This window comes from Planosporangium flavigriseum, from assembly GCF_011947225.1.
GTDB classification, from domain to species: Bacteria; Actinomycetota; Actinomycetes; order Mycobacteriales; family Micromonosporaceae; genus Planosporangium; species Planosporangium flavigriseum.
Map to the genome: position 1 here is coordinate 37604 of NZ_JAATVW010000025.1, position 20295 is coordinate 57898.

General features: G+C 68.6%; 16 protein-coding genes. 13 read left to right on the forward strand and 3 right to left on the reverse strand.

The window, feature by feature from the left end; all coding sequences use genetic code 11:
- Window positions 1-121 precede the first annotated feature (121 nt).
- The gene (polX, locus tag HC028_RS24350; RefSeq protein ID WP_168079743.1) at window positions 122-1891 is read right to left on the reverse strand and encodes a DNA polymerase/3'-5' exonuclease PolX; all 1770 of its coding nucleotides are present in this window, start codon (window positions 1889-1891) and stop codon (window positions 122-124) included.
- Between the two features lie 54 nt (window positions 1892-1945).
- Here polX and HC028_RS24355 point away from each other — a divergent pair, with 54 nt between their 5' ends.
- From HC028_RS24355 to HC028_RS24365, 3 genes are all read left to right on the forward strand, one after another.
- The gene (locus HC028_RS24355) at window positions 1946-2938 is read left to right on the forward strand and encodes an N-acetylglucosamine kinase (protein WP_168079744.1); all 993 of its coding nucleotides are present in this window, start codon (window positions 1946-1948) and stop codon (window positions 2936-2938) included.
- 106 nt (window positions 2939-3044) lie between these two features.
- A complete protein-coding gene (locus tag HC028_RS24360; protein ID WP_168079745.1) occupies window positions 3045-3389 on the forward strand; it encodes a YciI family protein in 345 nt (114 codons plus the stop codon).
- 176 nt (window positions 3390-3565) lie between these two features.
- The gene (locus tag HC028_RS24365) at window positions 3566-5443 is read left to right on the forward strand and encodes a glycoside hydrolase family 9 protein (RefSeq protein ID WP_168079746.1); all 1878 of its coding nucleotides are present in this window, start codon (window positions 3566-3568) and stop codon (window positions 5441-5443) included.
- Between the two features lie 65 nt (window positions 5444-5508).
- On the opposite strand, the gene HC028_RS24370 is transcribed toward HC028_RS24365, so the two are convergent.
- On the reverse strand, window positions 5509-6150 hold the full coding sequence (locus tag HC028_RS24370) for a TetR/AcrR family transcriptional regulator (RefSeq protein ID WP_168079747.1): 642 nt from the start codon (window positions 6148-6150) through the stop codon (window positions 5509-5511).
- 114 nt (window positions 6151-6264) lie between these two features.
- Here HC028_RS24370 and HC028_RS24375 point away from each other — a divergent pair, with 114 nt between their 5' ends.
- Window positions 6265-7011, forward strand: a complete 747-nt coding sequence (locus tag HC028_RS24375) for an ABC transporter ATP-binding protein (RefSeq protein WP_168079761.1) — start codon at window positions 6265-6267, stop codon at window positions 7009-7011.
- Window positions 7011-9548: an ABC transporter permease gene (locus tag HC028_RS24380; RefSeq protein WP_168079748.1), complete on the forward strand. Its 2538-nt coding sequence runs from the start codon at window positions 7011-7013 to the stop codon at window positions 9546-9548. Before HC028_RS24375 ends, HC028_RS24380 begins: the two co-directional genes overlap by 1 nt.
- A gap of 46 nt (window positions 9549-9594) precedes the next feature.
- Here HC028_RS24380 and HC028_RS24385 read toward each other — a convergent pair whose 3' ends face one another.
- A complete protein-coding gene (locus HC028_RS24385) occupies window positions 9595-9870 on the reverse strand; it encodes a Prokaryotic metallothionein (protein ID WP_168079749.1) in 276 nt (91 codons plus the stop codon).
- 84 nt (window positions 9871-9954) lie between these two features.
- On the opposite strand from HC028_RS24385, the gene HC028_RS24390 reads away from it, so the two are divergent.
- The 8 genes from HC028_RS24390 to HC028_RS24425 all read left to right on the forward strand — a co-directional run bounded on the left by HC028_RS24390 (window position 9955) and on the right by HC028_RS24425 (window position 19936).
- The gene (locus HC028_RS24390; RefSeq protein WP_168079750.1) at window positions 9955-10329 is read left to right on the forward strand and encodes an FKBP-type peptidyl-prolyl cis-trans isomerase; all 375 of its coding nucleotides are present in this window, start codon (window positions 9955-9957) and stop codon (window positions 10327-10329) included.
- 1002 nt (window positions 10330-11331) lie between these two features.
- Window positions 11332-12381, forward strand: a complete 1050-nt coding sequence (locus HC028_RS24395; RefSeq protein WP_168079751.1) for a substrate-binding domain-containing protein — start codon at window positions 11332-11334, stop codon at window positions 12379-12381.
- Window positions 12382-12507: 126 nt separating this feature from the next.
- Window positions 12508-14040, forward strand: coding sequence for a sugar ABC transporter ATP-binding protein (locus tag HC028_RS24400; protein ID WP_168079752.1), 1533 nt, complete (start codon window positions 12508-12510; stop codon window positions 14038-14040).
- Window positions 14037-15071, forward strand: a complete 1035-nt coding sequence (locus tag HC028_RS24405; RefSeq protein ID WP_203981506.1) for an ABC transporter permease — start codon at window positions 14037-14039, stop codon at window positions 15069-15071. The genes HC028_RS24400 and HC028_RS24405 overlap by 4 nt, the downstream gene beginning before the upstream one ends.
- 50 nt (window positions 15072-15121) lie before the next feature.
- Window positions 15122-16198: an ABC transporter permease gene (locus tag HC028_RS24410; protein WP_168079753.1), complete on the forward strand. Its 1077-nt coding sequence runs from the start codon at window positions 15122-15124 to the stop codon at window positions 16196-16198.
- A gap of 56 nt (window positions 16199-16254) precedes the next feature.
- Window positions 16255-17952: a GMC family oxidoreductase gene (locus tag HC028_RS24415; RefSeq protein WP_168079754.1), complete on the forward strand. Its 1698-nt coding sequence runs from the start codon at window positions 16255-16257 to the stop codon at window positions 17950-17952.
- A gap of 19 nt (window positions 17953-17971) precedes the next feature.
- A complete protein-coding gene (locus tag HC028_RS24420) occupies window positions 17972-18667 on the forward strand; it encodes a gluconate 2-dehydrogenase subunit 3 family protein (protein ID WP_239075652.1) in 696 nt (231 codons plus the stop codon).
- A gap of 237 nt (window positions 18668-18904) precedes the next feature.
- On the forward strand, window positions 18905-19936 hold the full coding sequence (locus HC028_RS24425) for a LacI family DNA-binding transcriptional regulator (RefSeq protein ID WP_168079756.1): 1032 nt from the start codon (window positions 18905-18907) through the stop codon (window positions 19934-19936).
- Window positions 19937-20295: the final 359 nt, after the last annotated feature.

The window sequence follows — 20295 nt, forward strand, 5'->3', positions numbered from 1 at the left end:
GTGACCAGTTCGTCGGCCGGAGCCGGGGATTGTTGACGAAATTGCAAGAAACAATTCGCGTTGTGCATGTTTGCGTACTGTGCGTGTTGGGATGTGGGGCGATCCAGCGAGGGCACCGCATTCAGGTACGGCGGGGCGCCCGCCGGTGGGGCACCCCGGCCGGAGTGAGCCGCTCCTGCTTCGCCGCGACGAACTCCCGCAGCTTTTCCAGCGGCCACGTGTTGATCACGTCGTCGGGGGTCAGCCAGCCCCGCTGCGCGGTGCCCACCCCGTACCGGAGGAAGTCCAGCTGGGCGACCGCGTGCGCGTCGGTGTTGACGGCGAACTTCACGCCGTGGTGGCGGGCGCGCAGGATCAGGTCGTCAGGCAGGTCCAGCCGGTCGGGGGAGCTGTTGACCTCCAGCGCGGTACCCGTAGCCGCCGCGGCTTCGAACACGGCGTCGAAGTCCGCGTTGACCGGCGGGCGCTGGTTGATCCGCCGGGTGGTCGGGTGGCCGATGATGTTCACGTGCGGGTTTTCGCAGGCGCGTACCAGCCGGCGGGTCATCGCCTTCCGGGGCTGGCCGAAGCGCGAGTGGATCGAGGCGACCCGGAGGTCGAACCCGGCGAGGAAGTCGGCGTCCCAGTCGACCTCGCCGTCCGGTTCGATGTTGAGTTCTGTGCCGTGCAGCAGTTCCATGTCGGTGGTGTCGGCGAGCATCCGCAGCCGGCTGCGCTGGTCGAGCATCTTCTCGTCGGTCATGCGCTGCATGGTCAAGTTTTTGGCGTGGTCGGTGACGGCGTAGTAGTGGTAGCCGCGCCCCTGCGCCGCGGCGAGCATCTCCGACAGCGTCGCGGCCCCGTCGGTCAGGTCGGTGTGGGTGTGCAGATCACCCTGGATGTCGGCGACCGTGACCAGGCGCGGTAGCCGACCGGTACGCGCCGCCTCGATCTCGCCGCGGTCCTCGCGCAGGGTGGGCGGGATCCACGCCAACTCCAGCTTCGCGTAGACCTCCTCCTCGGTCTCCGACACCACGAGACTGTCGTCGTCGACCCGGAACAGCCCGTACTCCGAGAGCTTCAGCCCCTTGCGCACCGCGATCTCGCGTACCCGGATGTTGTGCTCCTTCGAGCCGGTGAAGTACTGCAGCGCGGCGCCCCACGACGCCGGCGGCACGACGCGCAGGTCGACCTGCAGGCTGGTGGCGGTCCGTACGGAGGTCTTGGTCGGACCGCGCGCGATGACCTCGGCGACGATCGGGAGGCGGGTGAACGCGTCCATCACCGGCTCGGGCTCGGTCGACGCGGCCAGCACGTCCACGTCGCCGACCGTCTCGCACATCCGGCGCAGCGATCCGGCGTACGTGCAGGTCATGCAGGCGGGTACGGCGGAGAGATGGACGATGATCTCCTCGGCGGTGGCAAGAGCGTCGCGGAGCGGTATCCGCCCCTTGCTCTGCGTGAGCAGTTCGATGCCGTGCAGCAGGTTCGCCGCGGTCTTGGGGCCGAAGCCGTGCTGCTCCTCCAGCAGGCCGGACTGGATCGCGTCCTCCAGCTGCGCCACGGAGGCGATGCCCAGGTCGGTGTAGAGAACCATGGCCCGCCTCGGCCCGAGCGTGGGGATCTTGACGAGCTCCCGTACGCCGGCCGGGATCTCCTCCCGCAGCCGCTCAAGGGCCTCGATCCGGCCGGTGGTGAAGTACTCGGTGATTTTTTCGGCGATCGACCGGCCGATGTTGGGGATCTCCCGGAGGCTCTCGACGTCGAGGTGGGACACGTCGGCGGGGTAGCCGGCGATCGTGCGCGCGGCGTTCTCGTACGCCCGGATCTTGTACGGGTCGCCGTCGGTGATCGCGAGCAGGTCGGCGAACTCTTGCAGCAGCGCCTCGACGGCCTCGTCGGGCCGGACCATACTCGCAAGTCTAGGCGCGTGACCACGTTCGGGCGCGCGACCCGCGGAGGTCCGATGACGGCTGACGACGCGCTCGTGCTCGGCCTGGACGTCGGTGGTACGGCCTCGCGAGCCGTCGTCGTGACGCTGGACGGCCGGCTTGCCGGCCACGGCCGGGCCGGTGGGGGAAACCCGGCGTCCCGGCCGCCTGAGGTGGCCGCGGCCAGTGTCGCCACGGCGATCCGAATAGCACTGTCCACCGCGGATCCGGGCGCGGTACGGGCCGGCGTGCTGGGCGTCGCCGGCTTCACCCGGATGGCCGAACCCCGGGTCGCTGACTCGTTTGAGCACGCCTGGCGGGGCGCGGGACTGCGGTGCCCGATGAGCGTCGTCGCCGACCTTTCGGTCGTGTACGTCGCCGCTACCCCGGCGCCGTCCGGCACGGTGCTCGTTGCCGGTACGGGCGCGGTCGCCGGCCGCGTCGACGACCGGATGCTCACGCGCATCGCCGGCGGGCTGGGCTGGCTGCTCGGCGACGAGGGCTCGGGGTTCTGGCTGGGGCGAGCGGCGGCGCGGGAGGTGGCCCGGGCGCTGTCCGCCGGACAATCGCTGGGCCTGCTCGGCCGGCTGGTGACGCGACGGTTGCTCGGGGACGAGCCGCCGACCGAACCTGCCCGGGCGCTCGTGGCTGAGGTGTACCGGCGGCGACCCGCCGAACTCGCCGCTCTCGCGCCGCTGGTCAGCGAGGCTGCGGCGGCTGGCGATCCGACCGCCCGCGCGATCGTGCGCGACGCCGTGCGGTGGCTGACCGGCACCCTCGCGGAGGTACGCGACGACGCGGCCCGGACACCGATCGTGCTGGGCGGCAGCGTGCTCACCTCGACCGGGCCGATCCAGAACGCGGTACGCCGGACGTTGGCGCGCCGCTGGAATGCGCCGGTGCTGGTCACCACCACCGCTGCCGTCGGTGCGGCGTGGCTGGCCGCCCGTACCGTGACCGACCTGGATGAGCAGGAGGCGGCGGCTCTGCACGACCGCCTGCGGGTGGCGACCGCTGCCATCGAATAGCGTCGTCCCAGCACGCGTCCGCGTCGAATCTCGTTGACGTTTGTTTGTCGAAAATCGTGGCCGCCGATCGACGAGTATGCAGGACGTAGATCACCTGGAGGTATGGATGAAATTCCTGCTGCTCTTGACCGGTGCCGAGGAGGCCTGGGAGCGGGCCGGCGACGCCGAGCGAGCCGCGTTGATGCGTGAGATCGACGAGTTCCAGCGCCGGCACGGCGAACGGATGGTCGGTGGGGGAGCGCTGGAGCCGTCGGCGCAGGCCCGTACGGTGCGCCGCCGCGCGGGAGGTCAGAAGATCATCGACGGACCGTACAGCGAGGCGAAGGAGGTCGTCGGCGGCTTCGTCGTGATCGAGGTTGACGACCTCGACGCCGCGCTCGCCGTCGCCCAGGAGTGGCCGTCGCTGCCCGGGGCCAGTGGTGGAGTCGAGGTGCGCCGGATCCTGGACTGATTGTTGATCACGTTCGGTAAGAGTTTGGGTGGGTAAAGCCGCCCAAAACCCTACCGATCGTCAGGAAATATCGCTCTCCGTGGTCGATTCGTAACTGGGAGCGCTACCATGGGCCGCCCCCTCACCGACCCCTGGGAGAGCACGTGATCTTCGATCGGCGCCGATGGTCGGCGCGTATGCGCACGGCGGTGACTGCCGCCACCGCGCTCACCGCAACTGGACTCCTCGCCATTGCACCCGGTGCGACCGCGTTCGCGGCGGAGCCGGCCAACTCGTCCGGCCTCAGCGCCAACGTGCAGCCCGGCGCCGTGCCGGAGATGTACAAGTCGGGCACCGGCCCCCGGGTGCGCGTCAACCAGGTCGGGTACCTGACGAACGGCCCGAAGAACGCGACCTTCACCACCGGCGCCGAAAAGGGCCTGCCGTGGCAGCTCAAGGACGCCAAGGGCAAGGTCGTCGCCAGCGGCACGACGACGCCCCAGGGCCCGGACGCCGCCTCGGCGCACTCGGTGCACACCATCGACTTCAGCAAGTACGCGACCCCCGGCAAGGGGTACAAGCTGGTCGTCGACGGTGAGACGAGCCACCCGTTCGCCATCGGTGACAAGCTGTACGACAACCTGCGTCAGGACGCGCTGAGGTTCTACTACACCCAGCGCAGCGGCATCGCGATCGACGACAAGCTGCGGCCCGGGTACGGCCGGCCGGCCGGCCACGTGTCGCAGGGCGAGACCGGCGACCTCGCCGTGGGCTGCGTCAACAACGGCTGCGACTACAAGCTCAACGTCAAGGGCGGCTGGTACGACGCCGGCGACCAGGGCAAGTACGTGGTCAACGGCGGGATCTCGGCCTTCCAGCTGATGAACCAGTTCGAGCGCTCGAAGACCGCCAAGACAGCCCAGGCCGCCAAGATGGGCGACGGCACGCTGGCCATCCCCGAGAGCAAGAACAAGGTCCCGGACATCCTCGACGAGGCGCGCTGGGAGCAGGAGTTCCTGCTCAGCATGCAGGTGCCGGACGGCAAGCAGAACGCCGGCATGGCCCACCACAAGATGCACGACGAGAGCTGGACCGCGCTGCCGACGCTGCCGCACCAGGACACCAAGAAGCGGGTGCTGTACCCGCCGTCGACGGCCGCGACGCTCAACCTCGCCGCCACCGGCGCCCAGGCGGCCCGCGTGTTCACCCCGTACGACAAGAAGTTCGCCGAGAAGAACCTCGCCGCCGCGAAGAAGGCCTGGGCCGCGGCCAAGGCCAACCCGAACATGGCCGCGTCGGGCGACAGCGGCTCGGGCGGTGGCGGCTACGGCGACTGGAGCACCCAGGACGAGTTCTACTGGGCGGCCGCCGAGCTGTACCTGACGACCGGCGACAAGGAGTACGCGGACTACCTGCAGAACTCGCCGCTGCACAAGGACGCGATCTGGAGTGACACCGGCTTCGACTGGGGCAACGTCGCCCAGCTCGGCCGCCTCGACCTGGCCACCGTGCCGAGCAAGCTCGCGGACCGGGACCGGGTCCGCAAGTCGGTCGTCGAGGGCGCCGACAAGTACCTCGCCATGGTGCAGAAGAACCCGTGGGGCATGCCGTACGCGGTGTCGGACCGCTACAACTGGGGCTCCAACGCCCAGATCCTCAACAACATGGTGGTGCTGGCGACCGGGTTCGACATCACCGGTGATGTCAAGTACCGCGACGCCGTGCTGCAGGGCATGGACTACATCCTCGGCCGCAACGTGCTGAACCGGTCCTACGTGACCGGGTTCGGCACGTCGTACTCGGTCAACCAGCACTCCCGCTGGTACGCCAAGCAGCTGGACAAGAAGCTGCCGCCGCCGCCGGTGGGCACCCTCGCCGGTGGTCCGAACTCCGGCAACGAGGACGACCTGGCCAAGAAGCAGCTCGCCGGCTGCGTCGGTCAGTACTGCTACCTGGACGACATCATGGCGTTCGCAAGCAACGAGCTGACCATCAACTGGAACGCTCCGCTGGCCTGGGTCACGGCGTTCGTCGCCGACCAGAAGGGCGCGTCGGCCCCGGCCGACCAGAGGTAACGGCTCCTACCAGGAGTGACAATCGACGGGCCCGTCCCCAGGTGGGGGCGGGCCCGTCGGCGCGTTCAGGGGCGGGGGAGCAGCGCCTCGAGACCGGTCAGAACCACGTTCAGCCCGTACTCGAACTCCTGCTCGGGATCGGAGTTGGCGAGTTCCGGGCCGACCTCCTCGACGGTCGGCAGCAGCCGGCCCGCTGAGGGCTGGTCGAGCGTGTCCGCGGGCGGGCGCGCCGCCGGGTGGATGGCGAAGTAGTCGCGCAGCTCGATCTCCTGTGTTCCGAGCGAGTATGCGACGAGCGTCCGGTAGGCCCGGGCGGTGTTCCGCGGGTCGAACCCCGCCGCGCGAAACGACCGGAAACCGGCCTCCACGAAGGCCAGGGCGTCCGGGGTGCGGGGCGGGAACCGGGCGATCAGCGTCGCGGCGTACGGGTGCCGCAGCGCGACTGTCCGTGCCGAGCGCATGATCCGGCGCGCGGTCTCCTGCCAGCTCACCCCCGGTGGCGGCGCTTCGATCTCGGCGAGCATGAGCTGGGTGACCGCCTCCAGGACCGCTTCCTTGTCCGGGAAGTAGTTGTAGAGCGCCATCGCCGAGGTCGACAGCTCGGTGGCCAGCCGGCGCATCGTCAGCGCGTCGAGGCCTTCGGCATCCAGCACGGCCAGCGCCGCTTCGGCTATCCCGCGCTCGGTGAGGCGTGCCTTTCTGGGCATTTCCGCCTCCTTCGTTCGGCCGACTGCTACATGACTCGCGTACTCGTTATTACTTACGCCGTACGTTTAACTCAGAACAACGTACACGTAGTGAAGGGTAAACCTCAGATGTCCATGGTCAAGTCCCCGACCGGGGTGGGCACCGCGGCGAGAGCGGTCGGAGCCACCAAGCGATACGGCCGGGCGGATTCGGCGGTACGCGCGCTCGACGATGTCAGTGTGGAGTTCCCGAGCGGAGTCTTCACCGCCATCATGGGCCCGTCCGGGTCCGGCAAGTCCACGCTGCTGCACTGCCTGGCGGGGCTGGACACGCTGACGTCCGGCCAGGTGTTCATCGGTGACACCGACGTCTCCAGTCTGTCCGACGGCGACCTCACGCTGCTGCGCCGCAACCGGCTCGGGTTCATCTTCCAGACGTACAACCTGGTGCCGACGCTGACGGCGGAAGAGAACATCGTCCTGCCGCTGCGACTGGGTGGGCGCAAGGCCGACCACGAGTGGCTCGCCCAGGTCGTCTCCGCGGTCGGGCTCGCCGACCGCCTCCACCACACGCCCGCCGAACTGTCCGGTGGACAGCAGCAGCGCGTGGCCGCGGCCCGGGCGCTGATCACGCGGCCCGAGATCGTCTTCGCGGACGAGCCCACCGGCGCGCTCGACTCGCGCTCCAGCGCTGAGCTGCTGCGGTTCCTGCGCCACGCGGTCGACGCGTACGGCCAGACCATCGTCATGGTGACCCACGACGCGGTCGCCGCCAGCTACGCCGACCGCGTGCTCTTCCTGCGGGACGGCCAGGTTGTCTCCGAGATGACCGAGCCGACCGCCGACCGGATCCTCGACGCCATGAAGGGCCTCGGTGAGTGATGTTCACGCTCACCCTCAAGGGCCTGCTCGCCCGTAAGGTGCGGCTGTTCCTGACGGCGATCTCGGTCATGCTCGGCGTGGCGTTCGTGAGCGGCACGCTCGTCCTCACCGACACGGTGAACGCGGCGTTCGACCAGCTCTACGCCGGGCTGACCAAGGGCACCGACGTGACCGTCCGGGCCAAGTCGGCGTTCACCGACACCTCTACGCTGGGCTCGCCCAAGCCGTTCGACACGAAGGTCGTCGACCAGGTCCGCAAGGTGGACGGCGTCGCGGCTGCCGAAGGCTCGCTGACCGGGTACGCGCTGATGCTCGACAAGTCCGGCAAGCCGATCCAGCCCGGCGGCGCGCCGACCCTGGGCGCCGGCTACCAGATCGACCGGAAGCTGGCCGGCGGGTTCACGCTGCGCCAGGGGCGGGGGCCGCAGACACCGACCGAGGTGGTCATCGACGCGGCGACGGCCAAGAAGCAGGGCTTCGTGCCGGGCGACACCATCAAGGTCATGTTCGCGACGGGTGGCCAGCGGCCATTCACCGTCGTGGGCATCGCCGGGTTCGGCGAGGCCGACAACCTGGCGGGGGCGACGCTCGCCACGTTCCAGATGTCGACGGCCCAGCAGTTGCTCGGCCGGGTCGGCCAGTTCGACACGATCGACGTGCGCGGTGAGTCCGGGGTCAAGCCCGACGAGCTGCGGGCGCGGATCGCGCGCGTCCTCCCCGCCGATATGGAGGCGGTGACCAGCACGACCGTCGCCAGCGAGGCCAGCAAGTCCGTCGGTGAGGCGCTCAAGATCTTTACCGCGATCTTCCTGGGATTCGCGGCGGTCTCGCTGCTGGTGGGCTCATTCATCATCTGGAACACGTTCTCGATCCTGGTCACCCAGCGCTCCCGTGAGCACGCGCTGCTGCGGGCGATCGGTGCCGGTCGCCGGCAAATCCTCGGCAGCGTTCTCGTCGAGGCGGTCGTGGTCGGCCTGGTCGCCTCCGGCCTCGGCCTCGGCGTCGGTCTGCTGGTGGCGAGCGGTCTGCGCGGGCTGCTGTCGGTGATCGGTATGGAGCTTCCGAACACGACGCTGCAGCTTCACGCCCGTACGGTGGTCGCCGCCGTCGCCGTCGGCGTCGGCATCACGTTGGTGGCGGCGCTGGCACCGGCGTGGAAGGCGACCCGCATTCCGCCGATCGCCGCGCTCCGCGACGCGGCAACCCCGGCGAAGGGGGTCTCGCGCTGGCGCCTGGTCCTCGGTGGCTTGCTGTTCGTCGGCGGGGTGGCGGGGCTGGTCCGGGCGATGAGCGTGGACGCGCAGGTGGCCGCCGCCGGTGTCGGGGCGCTGGCCACGTTCTTCGGGCTCACGATGCTGGCGCCGGTCGTGGTCCGGCCGCTGGTACGGGTACTCGGCGCGCCGATCGCGGGCAGCGTCACGGGCGGCATGGGCCGGCTGAACGCGGCACGCTCCCCGCGCCGTACCGCCTCCACCGCGACGGCGCTCGTCATCGGGCTCGCGCTCGTCGTGGGCATCACCGTGGTGGCGTCGTCGATCAAGGCGTCGGTCGGTGACGTGGTCGACCGGGCGAACAAGGCGGACCTGATCCTCAAGTCCGCCAGCCAGTTCGCGCCGGGCTTCCCGTCCGGGGTGGCCGACAAGCTGCGTAAGCTGCCGGAAGTTGGTGCGGTGTCGCAGCTGCGCTTCGGGGCGGCGCAGATCGGCGGCATGACGGACTACATCGCCGGGGTGGACCCCGCCACGGTCGACCGGATGGCCAACCTCGGCGTCGCGTCCGGCTCGGTCGCCGCGCTCGGTCACGACGGCGTGCTGGTCAACACCGACGTCGCGAAGGCCAAGGGTCTGCGGGTGGGCTCGCCGTTCACGGTGAAGTTCGCGCAGACCGGCGACCAGAAGCTGCGGGTGGCCGGCACGTTCACCGACAAGACCCTGGTCGGCTCCAGCTACCTGATCAGCCTGGACACCTACAACGCCAACTTCAGCGAGCGCCTCGATATCGCGGTGCTGGTGGGCGCCCGCAAGGGAGTGACCACCGAGCAGGTCAAGCAGGCGGCGAAGGTGGCCCTGACGGAGTACCCGAACGTCTCGGTTCAGGACAGCGCCGAGCTGAAGAAGACCCAGAACGACAGTGTCAACCAGCTGCTCGGGATGGTCTATGTCATGCTCCTGCTGGCCGTCGTGATCGCCCTGCTCGGCGTGGTCAACACACTGGCGCTGTCGGTGCTGGAGCGGACCCGGGAACTCGGCCTGCTCCGGGCGGTCGGCATGACCCGCCGGCAGGTCCGTTCAGCGGTTCGGTGGGAAGCGGTGTTGATCGCGGCCGTCGGCGCGGTCCTCGGGCTGTGCCTGGGGCTCGCGTTCGGCGCGGCGTTCTCCCGGGCGCTCGCGGACATCGGGATTGTCACCGTCGCGGTTCCGATCGTGCAGCCGGTCGTGTGCGCGATCATCGCCGCGCTGGCCGGTGTCGTCGCCGCGATCCTGCCGGCGCGCCGGGCAGCCAAGGTCGACATCCTGCGGGCCGTCGTAGCGGAGTGATCCGAACTCGCTGCCCCGTGAGCGGCCGCTCACGGGGCAGCGAGCCTCACAGCTGGGTGGTCCCGCCACCCGGGGGAGCCCCGACGGCGTCCCGTACCTGGCGACCCTTGTCCATGCCGCTTGCGCGGGCGCAGTGCGCGCAACAGAAGAACCGGCCGTCGACCTCGACGCCGTGCCCCACGATCTTGACCTCGCAGTGCTCGCAGATGGGCGCGAGCCGGTGGATGGCGCACTCGAACGAGTCGAACACGTGGACGTCGCCTGCCGCGTGGACCTCGAACGACATGCGGTAGTCGTTCTTACAGACTTCGCAAACGGCCATGCTTCGAGCCTGCGCCCTGCCGCCGAGGGCGGCAACCGGAGGCGCGGCAGGCCGCCGAGCGGCTTGTGATCTAGGCTGGCCGGTATGACCGCGAGCAAACCGACCGTTGAATTTCCCGGGGGCGATGCCCCGACCGACCTCCAGATCGAGGACCTCGTCGTCGGCGAGGGCCAGGAGGCCAAGGCCGGCGACCAGGTGGTCGTGCACTACGTCGGCGTGGCGCACTCGACCGGCGAGGAGTTCGACGCCTCGTGGAACCGGGGCTCGCCGTTCGCGTTCCCGCTCGGCGCCGGCCGGGTCATCGCCGGGTGGGACCAGGGAGTCCAGGGCATGCGGGTCGGCGGGCGCCGGCAGCTGACCATCCCGCCGCAGCTCGGGTACGGCGACCGCGGGGCGGGCAACGTCATCAAGCCCGGTGAGACCCTGATCTTCGTGGTTGACCTTCTCGGGGTGCAGTAGCCACCCGGGCGCAGTACCAGCCAGAGCCCGACCGCTGCGGCCAGACCGGAGCGGTCGGGCGTCCTTTATATTGCGGCGGAAATCGTCCCGCCCTGCCCGGACGTCGGCATGAACCCGGACGTCCGCTTTGTTCCGAGGATCCCCGACACGCCGGAGAAATCGCCGTTGGTCGACCCGGGCGAGGTACTCGCGCGGGCGGTTGCGCAAGCCGTCGAATGCGGTACCGCCCCTGCTCATGGGGCTGATTGGGCACTATGCCGCGCCGCGCCGCGCCGCACATGGCGCCGGCCGCAGGTGCCCGCGTAACAGACACGTAAACGGCGTGACACGAATCCTTGACATCGCGGATTGCTGCCCCTAGGTTCTAAGCACCCTGTTGTGACATCGATTACCTCGCCTCACGACGATCACATCGAACGGTGGCGAGCGGTAGGAACAGTGCTGGTCCAGCCCACACGGTGGGCCGCGCTGCTTCGTGACGCGATCGCTCGGAACGAGCGTGACCGTCGGGAGGTGGTGGTGTCGTGGTGCCGGCGGCGAGCGTGAGTAGTCCGTCAGCGTCGCGTCGCGCGTCGCGCCGTCGGTCGGCTCGGTCAACGTGCCGAACCAGCACGTCGTGGCGCTTAACCGCCGGGTGTGGCAAAGCGGAAATTCCGTCCGATAAGGAAAGTTTCGTCGCCGTGCGGCGGGCCGGTCCGTTGTGGATTTTCCATGGCGGTGAGCACTGGCCGTCCTGGCGCCGAAGAGGATTGACAATCCGGTTGGCGGTACCTAGCTTGAGTGCACTCGGTCGTGACATCGATTACCTCCCATGGCACAACACTCCGGAGTCGGAGCGGGTAAGGCGCGGGAAACTGCCGGTCGGAGCCCGATCGGCTCCGATGGCCGCGGTGGTGTCGCGGTGCGACGCCACCGGACGGAGGCGCTGGAGCGGCAGCGACTCGGCGAGTTAAGAGGCAAGCCCCCTATAAACGCGTAACACCTTCGAAAGGGACGTACCGGATGGACGTTTTCAGCGCCAAGCTGACGCGCCGCGGCTCGTTAGGCCTCGCCGGCGCCGCCGTGCTGGCCACGGCCACGGCCTGTGGCTCGTCGTCGGGCTCGAAGAGCGACTCGGGTAAGAAGGAGCTCACCATCGGCTGGTCGGTGGCGTACTTCGACCACCCCGTCTACCAGCTGATGATGGAAGGCATCAAGGAGGAGGCCGCCAAGCAGGGCGTCAAGGTCATCCTCTCGGACGGCAAGAACGACCCGGCCATCCAGACCCAGCAGCTCAACAACTTCCTCGCCCAGAAGGTCGACGGAATCATCCTGACCCCGGCGGTCTCCGACCCGATGATCCCGGCGGTGAAGAAGGTCAACGCGGCTAAGGTGCCGTTCGCGATCGTCGACCGGCGGATGGAGACCAAGGGCTCCGGCATCAAGTGGGACTTCCTCGTCAGCTGGGACATGGTCAAGTCCGGCACGGTCGGCGGTGAGCAGGTCGTCAAGGCGCTGAACGGCAAGGGCAAGATCGCCGTCGTCGAGGGCACGGCCGGCGCGGGCTCCACGGTCGACCGCGGTGGCGCGTTCTACAAGGTGATCACCCAGAACCCGGGCATCGAGGTCGTCTACAAGGCGGACGGCGACTTCAAGCGCAGCGGTGGCCAGCAGGTGACCGAAGCCATCCTCCAGCGCTTCCCGAAGGGCTCGATCGACGCCATCTACTACATGGCCGACGAGATGCTGTTCGGTGGAATCCAGGCGGTCAAGGCCGCCGGCCGCCGCGCCGACCTGAAGATCATCAGCTGCGACGGCGACAAGAACGCGCTCGACCTGCTGCGCAAGGGTGAGATCGACTACGACGGCATCTTCTTCCCCAAGGACGAGGGCGTCATCGGCACCCGCCTCATGGCCCAGAAGCTCAAGGGTGAGAAGCCCGACCTCGCCAACCAGGAGTACGAGGGCCGCAAGGCCGCTCTCGTCGAGCACGAGGGCATGCCCTGGGTGAAGCCGGACTTCTTCGGTGTCGACTCCACCAACATGAACGACCCGATGTACAAGGGCTGGTAACAGACCCGGTTAGACGTCGCGGAGCGCAATCCGCACCCGTTCTTCCCGCTCGCCGTCCAGCCGACGGCGAGCGGGAAGAACGCACATCGACCGACCGCAACGGGAGTACGAGAAAGGGGGCGTTCCATGGTCGCTTCATCGACTCCACAGCCCCTCCTGCGTATGGAGGGCATAACCAAGTCGTTCGGCAACGTCCAGGTGCTCCACGGTGTCGACCTCGAGGTCGGGCGCGGCGAGGTCCTGGGCCTGCTGGGTGAGAACGGCGCCGGCAAGTCGACGCTGTTGAACATCCTGAATGGGGTGCTCCAGCGCGACACCGGCGCTATCCACCTCGACGGCGAGCCGGTCGAGTTCGCCGGGCCGAAGCAGGCGCAGGACGCCGGCCTGGCCTTCATCCACCAGGAACTGAGCGTCCTGCCGTACCTCACCGTTGCGGAGAACATCTTCATCGGCCGCCTACCCCGCCGTAAGGGCGCCCCCTGGCTGGTCGACTGGGCGGCCTGCTACCGGCAGGCGGGGGAGATCCTCGAGCGTCTCGCGGTGAAGATCGACCCGCGCACGATCGTCGGCCGCCTCGGCACCGCCGAGCAGGAGCTCGTCGAGATCGCCAAGGCGCTCTCGATGAACGCCCGGATCATCACCATGGACGAGCCGACGGCGTCGCTGACCGAAGCGGAGATCGAGCGGCTGTTCACCCTCATGCGGGCGCTGAAGGCCGACGGCGTCTCCGTTCTCTACGTCTCGCACCGGCTGCACGAGGTCGCCGAGATCTGTGACCGGGCGACGATCCTCCGCGATGGCAAGATCGTGAACACCGTCGACGCGAAGACGACCAGCTCCCACACCCTGGCCACCATGATGGTCGGCCGCGAGCTGTCGGAGCTGTTCCCGAAGACCGAGCACGAGCGCGGCCGCGAGACTCTCCGGGTGTCGAACCTGTCGACCGTGAAGCTCAAGGACGTCAGCTTGAGCGCCCACCAGGGCGAGATCCTCGGTATCGCCGGCCTGGTCGGCTCGGGCCGTACCGAGCTGGCCCGGGCGATCTTCGGCGCGGACCCGATCACCGCCGGCGAGATCTTCGTCGAGGGCGAGAAGGTCACGGTGGACTCGCCGGGCACCGCCATCCGGCACGGCATCGGCCTGGTGCCCGAGGACCGCAAACTCCAGGGGGCGGTCCTGTCGATGAGCAACGCGCACAACATCAGCCTCGCCTGCATGTCGAAGGTGAGCCGGCTCGGTCAGCTCGACCGGGGTGCCGAGAAGCAGGCGGCTAAGAAGCTAGTCGCCGACCTGCAGGTCTTCCCGCCGCGCGCCGAGCAGGAGACCGGTCGCCTGAGCGGCGGTAACCAGCAGAAGGTCGTGCTGGCCAAGTGGCTGTTCGCCGGTTCGAAGATCCTCATCGTGGACGAGCCGACTCGAGGTGTCGACGTCGGCGCCCGGGCCGCCATCCACGGGCTGCTCAATGACCTGGCCGGGCAGGGCGCGACGATCATCATTATCTCGTCCGACCTTCCCGAGGTCATGGGCATGAGCGACCGGATTCTCGTCATGCACGAGGGTCGCATCTCCGGTGAGCTCGCCCGGAAGGACTTCAGCGAGGAGGCGATCGTCATGTACGCCTCGGGACTTGAGCCAATCAAGGAAGGGTCGAACGCGTGAGCACCACCGCGCAGGTGGACCGTCAGGTCGTCGAGGCGCCGAAACGCGGCCTGGCCCGGTTCAACATCCAGCTCGAGAACATCGCCAGCGCCATCGTGCTGGTGGGTCTTGTGATCGTCATGAGCATCGTCTCGCCGGCGTTCCTGTCGTTCTCCAACTTCCTTGACATCGCCCGGGTCGTGGCCATCACCGGCATCATCGCCGCGGGCATGACCCTCGTGATCATCACCGGCGGCATCGACCTGTCGGTCGGCTCCACCGTGGGCCTGTCGGGGGCGGTCACCGCGTCGCTGGTGGCGAACTCCGCCAGCAACTCCGCCTTCGTCACCGACTTCAAGCTGCCGGTGCCGCTCGCCGTGCTGGTCGGACTCGCCGTCGGCGCCCTGATCGGCTTCATCAACGGCCTGATCATCACCAAGACGAAGATCGAGCCGTTCATGGCCACCCTCGGCTCCATGATCTTCATCAAGGGCCTGCTGTTCCTGTTCACCGGCGGATATCCGATCACCTTCAAGCCCATGCCGCGCGACTTCGCCTTCATCGGCCAGGGCGCGCTGCTCGGGATCCCGACGCCGGTCTGGGCGTTCGCGATCGTGGTCGCCGCGCTGTGGTGGGTCTCCCGGCGTATGACGGTCGGGCGCGCCATCTACGCCATCGGCGGCAACCCGGAGGCGGCCCGGCTGTCCGGCCTGAAGGTCGACCGGACGAAGATCTTCGTGTACACGCTGCTGGGCTTCCTCGCCGCGCTGGCCGGGATCGTGCTGACGTCGCGGCTCGCCAGCGCCACCACCGTCAACGGCGCGGGCTTCGAGTTGATCGCGATCTCCGGGGTCGTGATCGGCGGGACGAGCCTGGTCGGTGGCCGCGGCTCGGTCGTCAGCAGCCTCATCGGCGTCTTCACCGTGGGCGTGATCAAGAACGCGCTCGACCTGTTCGGGGCCTCAACGCAGGTCCAGTACGTCGTCACCGGGCTGGTGCTGCTTGCGGCGATCAGCCTCGACGGGCTCGCCCGGCGCCGGAGGCGGTCATGAGGGCGTTCGGATCGCATCGGCCGGCGCGCGCAGAGAGCAGGAGCAAGTAGATGTCGACGTTGACAGAGACGCCAGCGAGCCCGCGTGAAGCGAGCAAGCCCAAGGCCGGTCGCCGGCTGCCCATCCAAGGGCAGCAGCTCGCGCTCGTCGTGCTGATCGCCTTGCTCGCGGGCGGGTTCGCCAGCCAGTCGCCGGAGTTCTTGTCCACCGGCAGTATCGAGAACCTGCTACGAAGTGCGTCGATGTACGGCATCGTGGGCCTGGGCCTGACGATCGTCATCATCAGCACCGGGTCGCTGGGCGGCATCGACCTGTCGGTCGGGTCCATGATGGCGCTCGGTGGCGCGATCGGCGCCGGCCTGCTCGGCACCGCGTTCAGTGCCGCCAACCCGGTCAAGCTACCGGCCGTCGTCGCCGTGCTGATCGCGCTGGTGGTCACCGGGGTGCTCGGCTCGATCAGCGGTCTGCTGATCGCGCGGCTGAAGCTCGCGCCCTTCGCAGTCACGCTGGGCATGATGAGTGTGGCGCGCGGCCTGACCTATCTAATGATCGCCTGGGCGATCGGAAGCGCGAACACCGCCGGCATCACGTTCTCCGACCCGCTGTTCGACTGGTTCGGCCTCACCAACTACGGGCCGATCCCCGCGATCACGGTTCTGTTCGTCGTCCTCGCCGCCCTGATCGCGTTCATGCTGAAGGCGACCCCGTTCGGGCGCAGCCTGTTCGTCCTGGGCGGTAACGCCGACAATGCCCGGCTGGCCGGTATCAACGTCCGCCGGACGATCGTGATCGTGTTCGCGATCAGCGGGCTGCTGGCCGGCCTCGGCGGCCTGATCCTGACCGGCCGCCTGTCGTCGGCCACGCCGCTGGCGGCGACCGGGTACGAGCTCGACGTGATCATGGTCGCCGTCATCGGCGGCACCAGCCTGGCCGGCGGCCGGGGCTCGATTCTCGGCACCGTCCTGGCGGCGATCATGGTCAGCGAGATCAACACAGGCCTGGACATGATGAACGTGGAGTCGTTCTACCAGTACCTGATCAAGGGCACGATCCTCGTCCTGGCCGTGGTGCTGGACAAGGTTTACCAGGCGCGGAGCTCCCGGAAGTTGGCGGCAGCAAGCGCGTGAGGTGGCCAGCGGGCCGGGGCGTTGCCCCGGCCCGCTCCGGTTGAAAGGTCAGCTGCATGGAGTACGCAAGGAAGCCGGAGCCGGTCGACGTCGTCATCGTCGGGATGGGCGCGTCCGGGGGCACCGCCGCGAAGGTGCTGTGCGAGGCCGGCCTGAAGGTGGTCGGCCTGGAGCGGGGGCCGTGGCTGCGGCCGCGCGAGCACTTCTCCGGCGACGAGATCAAGTTCCTCAACCGCACGTATCTGTGGTCGGACCCGCGGGTGAACCCGCGGACCGTACGCACGGACGAGACCGAGAAGGCCGTCCCGACGCCGTTCTCGATGGTCCCGCAGATGGTCGGCGGTGGAACCGTGCACTGGGCGGGCTGGCTGCCGCGCCCGCGCCCGTCGGACTTCATGATGCGTAGGCTGCACGGCGACATCGAGGGCGCCAGCCTCGCCGACTGGCCGATCACCTATGACGACCTCGAGCCGTACCTGTCCAAGGTGGAGTGGGCCTTCGGCTGCGCGGGCCTGGACGGCGCGGACAAGTACGAGCCGTACCGCAGCACGCCGTACCCGACCCCGCCGGCGCCGCCGACCCGGGCCGGCAAGCGCTTCTACGACGCGTGCAAGAAGCTGGGCATCAACGCGATGCCGATCCCGCAGGCACTGATCACCAAGCCCTACAAGGGGCGTACCCCGTCCAACTGGACCAGCTTCTGGAACGGGTACGGCGATCCGAGCGGGATGCGCTCGTCGACGCTGGACACGTTCGTGCCGGAGGCGCTGGCGACGGGCAACCTCGAACTCCGGTCGGAGTGCTACGTGCGCGAGGTGACGGTCGGTGCGGACGGCCGCGCCCGCGGTGTGGTGTACGTCGACGCCGACGGCCGGGAGATCGAGCAGGAGGCCAACCTCGTCCTGCTGTGCCTCGGCGCGGTCGAGTCGGCGCGGCTCATGCTGCTGTCGACGTCGCGGCAGCACCCGGACGGCCTCGCCAACAGCAGCGGGCAGGTCGGCCGCAACGCCACGTTCCACGAGTACCTGTTCGCCGTCGGCCTGTTCAACGACGAGCAACCGCTGTACGGATTCCCCGGCAACTACATCAGCGGCGGGTCGTTCCAGTTCTACGAGACCGACTACGACCGCGGGCACATCGGCGGGGCGCTGATCGGCGCGTCGCACGTCGGCCAGCCGATCAACTGGAACTTCCCCGGCCGTCCGGCGTGGGGGAGCGCGGCCAAGGACGCCGACCGCGACTTCTACAACCACGCCATGAAGATCGGCCACACCCTGCACGACATGCCGGTCGAATCCAACCGCGTCGACCTCGACCCCGACGTCAAGGACGGCTGGGGGCTGCCGGCGGCCCGGATCACTCACAAGGCGCACCCCAACGATTTCCGCCTGGCCAAATGGCAGGTCGACAAGAACGTGGAGATCCTCGAGGCGGCGGGCGCCTGGAAGACGATCCCGGTCTACCTCGAGCGCGGCCGCGCCAGCGGGAACACCTGCCACCAGCACGGCACCGTACGCATGGGCACCGACCCGGGCACCACCGTCCTCAACGAGTGGTGTCAGGCGCACGACGTCGACAACCTCTACGTGCTCGACGGCGCCAGCTTCCCGACGGCGACCGGTGTGAACCCGACGCTGACCATCATGGCCAACGCCTGGCGGTGCGCCGACTACATCGCCGAGGTGCACGCCAAGGGGCGCGTCGAGCGGTTGGCACCGGGGCGTGCCGGCCGGGTCGAGGCACGGACGAGCTGAGGAGAAGACGATGACATCCATGGCTGACTGGCCCGTCGTCCCGGCCCCCGCGGATTCGGGCTCCGGTGAGCGGCTCTTCTTCGACGACCACGAGTGGGACACGATCGAGGCGGCGTGCGCGCGCATCATCCCCACCGATCACGACCCCGGGGCGCGCGAGGCGGGCGCCGTGCGGTTCATCGACCGGTACCTGTCCGGCATCGACTTCGTGTACGCCGCGGCCGACGGTAGCGGCTTCCTGCAGATGAGCGGCAAGCTGGCCGACGCCTGGCGGGCCCGCGTCTCGGATCTGGGCCGGGTCTACCGCCAGGGCGTCCGCGATCTCGACGCGATCGCCCGGGAGCGGTTCGGGGCGGACTTCGTGGCACTGGGCGAGTCCGACCAGGACGCGGTGCTCGTGCAGTTGTCCGGCCGGCCGAAGCCGGCGCCGGTGGCGCTCGTGGACGACGGTGGCAAGCCGACCATTCAGGTGTACGCGTTCGACGACGACCTGACGTTCTTCGACGCCCTGGTCGCGCACACCCGGCAGGGCTTTTACGGGGACCCGGTCTACGGCGGCAACCGGGATCGGATCGGGTGGACCGTCATCGGCTTCCCCGGCCCGGAGTCCCTCAAAGACACCATGGACGGTACGTACAGCGTGCGCGAGTACTACGTACAGGACTACGACTGGCATGACCTCATCCCGCACCTGGGGCAGTCGGGTACGCCGTAACCCGCTGAGGGCAACGGCGCCGAGCGCTGTGCCATAGCATCGAGCATTAACGCAGGTCGGCGCCGATGGCAGTCTCGGCGCAATATCCCGTGACAACGATTACCTCGTCTCACGTTGGCTAGAGAGGACGGCGAGCCGGTTGATGAACGACCATCTATACGGAGGGACTGCCGCGCCCGCACGCGTCGCGTTACGCGTCGGTGTCCTCGCCCTCACCGCGATGGGTGCGCGGGCGTCATGACGAAGAAGGTTGTGCGGCTCAGCGACGTAGCTTTGGCTGCTGCGACGAGCGCCAAGACAGCGTCGCGGGTCATCAACGGGGATCCGCGGGTGGCTCCGGAGACGCGTCGGCGGGTGGAGGAGGCCGTCACCCGGCTCGGGTACCGCGTCGATCTGCTGGCCCGGTCGCTGCGCCGGGGTGTGGATGACACGATCGGTGTCATCGTCGAGTCGATCGCCGACCCGTTCTTCGCGGCGGTGATCAGCGAAATCGAGCTCGCGGCGCTCCGGCGCGGACTGAACGTGATCGTGACGAGCAACCGGCGGCTGCCCAACCGGGAGGTCGCGATCGTCGACAGTCTCCAGCAGCGGCGGGTCGCCGGTCTGATCATCACGCCGCATACATCGGACCTGTCGTATCTCGCGGCCACCGACACCCCGGTGGTGTTTGTGGACCGTCATCCCCGCAACTTCCCGGCGGATGTCGTGACGTTCGACGACCGGGGCGGCGCGCGGATGGCGGTCCGTCATCTGCTCCGCTACGGCCATCAGCGGGTTGCTTTCGTCAGTGATGACCTGGAGGTCGAGACGTCCCGCAACCGGCACGCGGGGTATGTCGACGCGCTGATGGAGGCCGATCTGCCCGTGGCGCCCGAGCTTGTCGCGACCGACTGCGCCGATGCGGCCGTGGCGCGGGCCCGTACCTGCGAGTTCCTGGACCTCGACGAGCCACCGACGGCGATCTTCAGTGCCCGTTCGGAGACCTCGCTGGGTGTGGTCAAGGTTCTCCATGACCGGAAACGCACTGACATAGCCACGGTGTCGTTCGGTGACTTCGCCCTTGCTGATGTCCTGTCACCGGCGATCACCGTGCTTGAGCAGTCTCCCGAACTGCTCGGGAGACTGGCGGCCGAGCGTCTCTTCGCCCGGCTCGACGGCGACCACAATGACCCGGTCAATACGGTCATTCCGTTACGCCTGGTTCCCCGAGGATCGGGGGAGATCGTCCCGTCCGGTGGTGCGGAAACGGTCGGTGGTGCCGGGGTGTGACGATTCGGTCTTCGGCCGGCAGTTCCGGGTGCTGCCGCCTGGGTCCGCTGGCGGTCAATCGGCGGCTACCGGTAGCGCCGAAGTCACTGCGGCACACCGCGTTCGCGCTGGTGGTGGCCGCTGCATCGGTGTCAGCCGGTCATGGTCCGATCCCTCCTTTGAGGTGCTTGACACGTCAGAGAGAGGTGTTTACGGTGATGTTTCAAGGCCGTGACATCGATTACCTAACCCCGGAGCGTCGGGGTCCGGCAACGGCTGTCTCTGCGGACCGTAGGCGGTCGAGCATCACCAATCCCCGTCGTGCTTCGTCGCCGGTGCACACACTGCACCGAAAACGGAGCAAGGACGCGCTTTGTAAG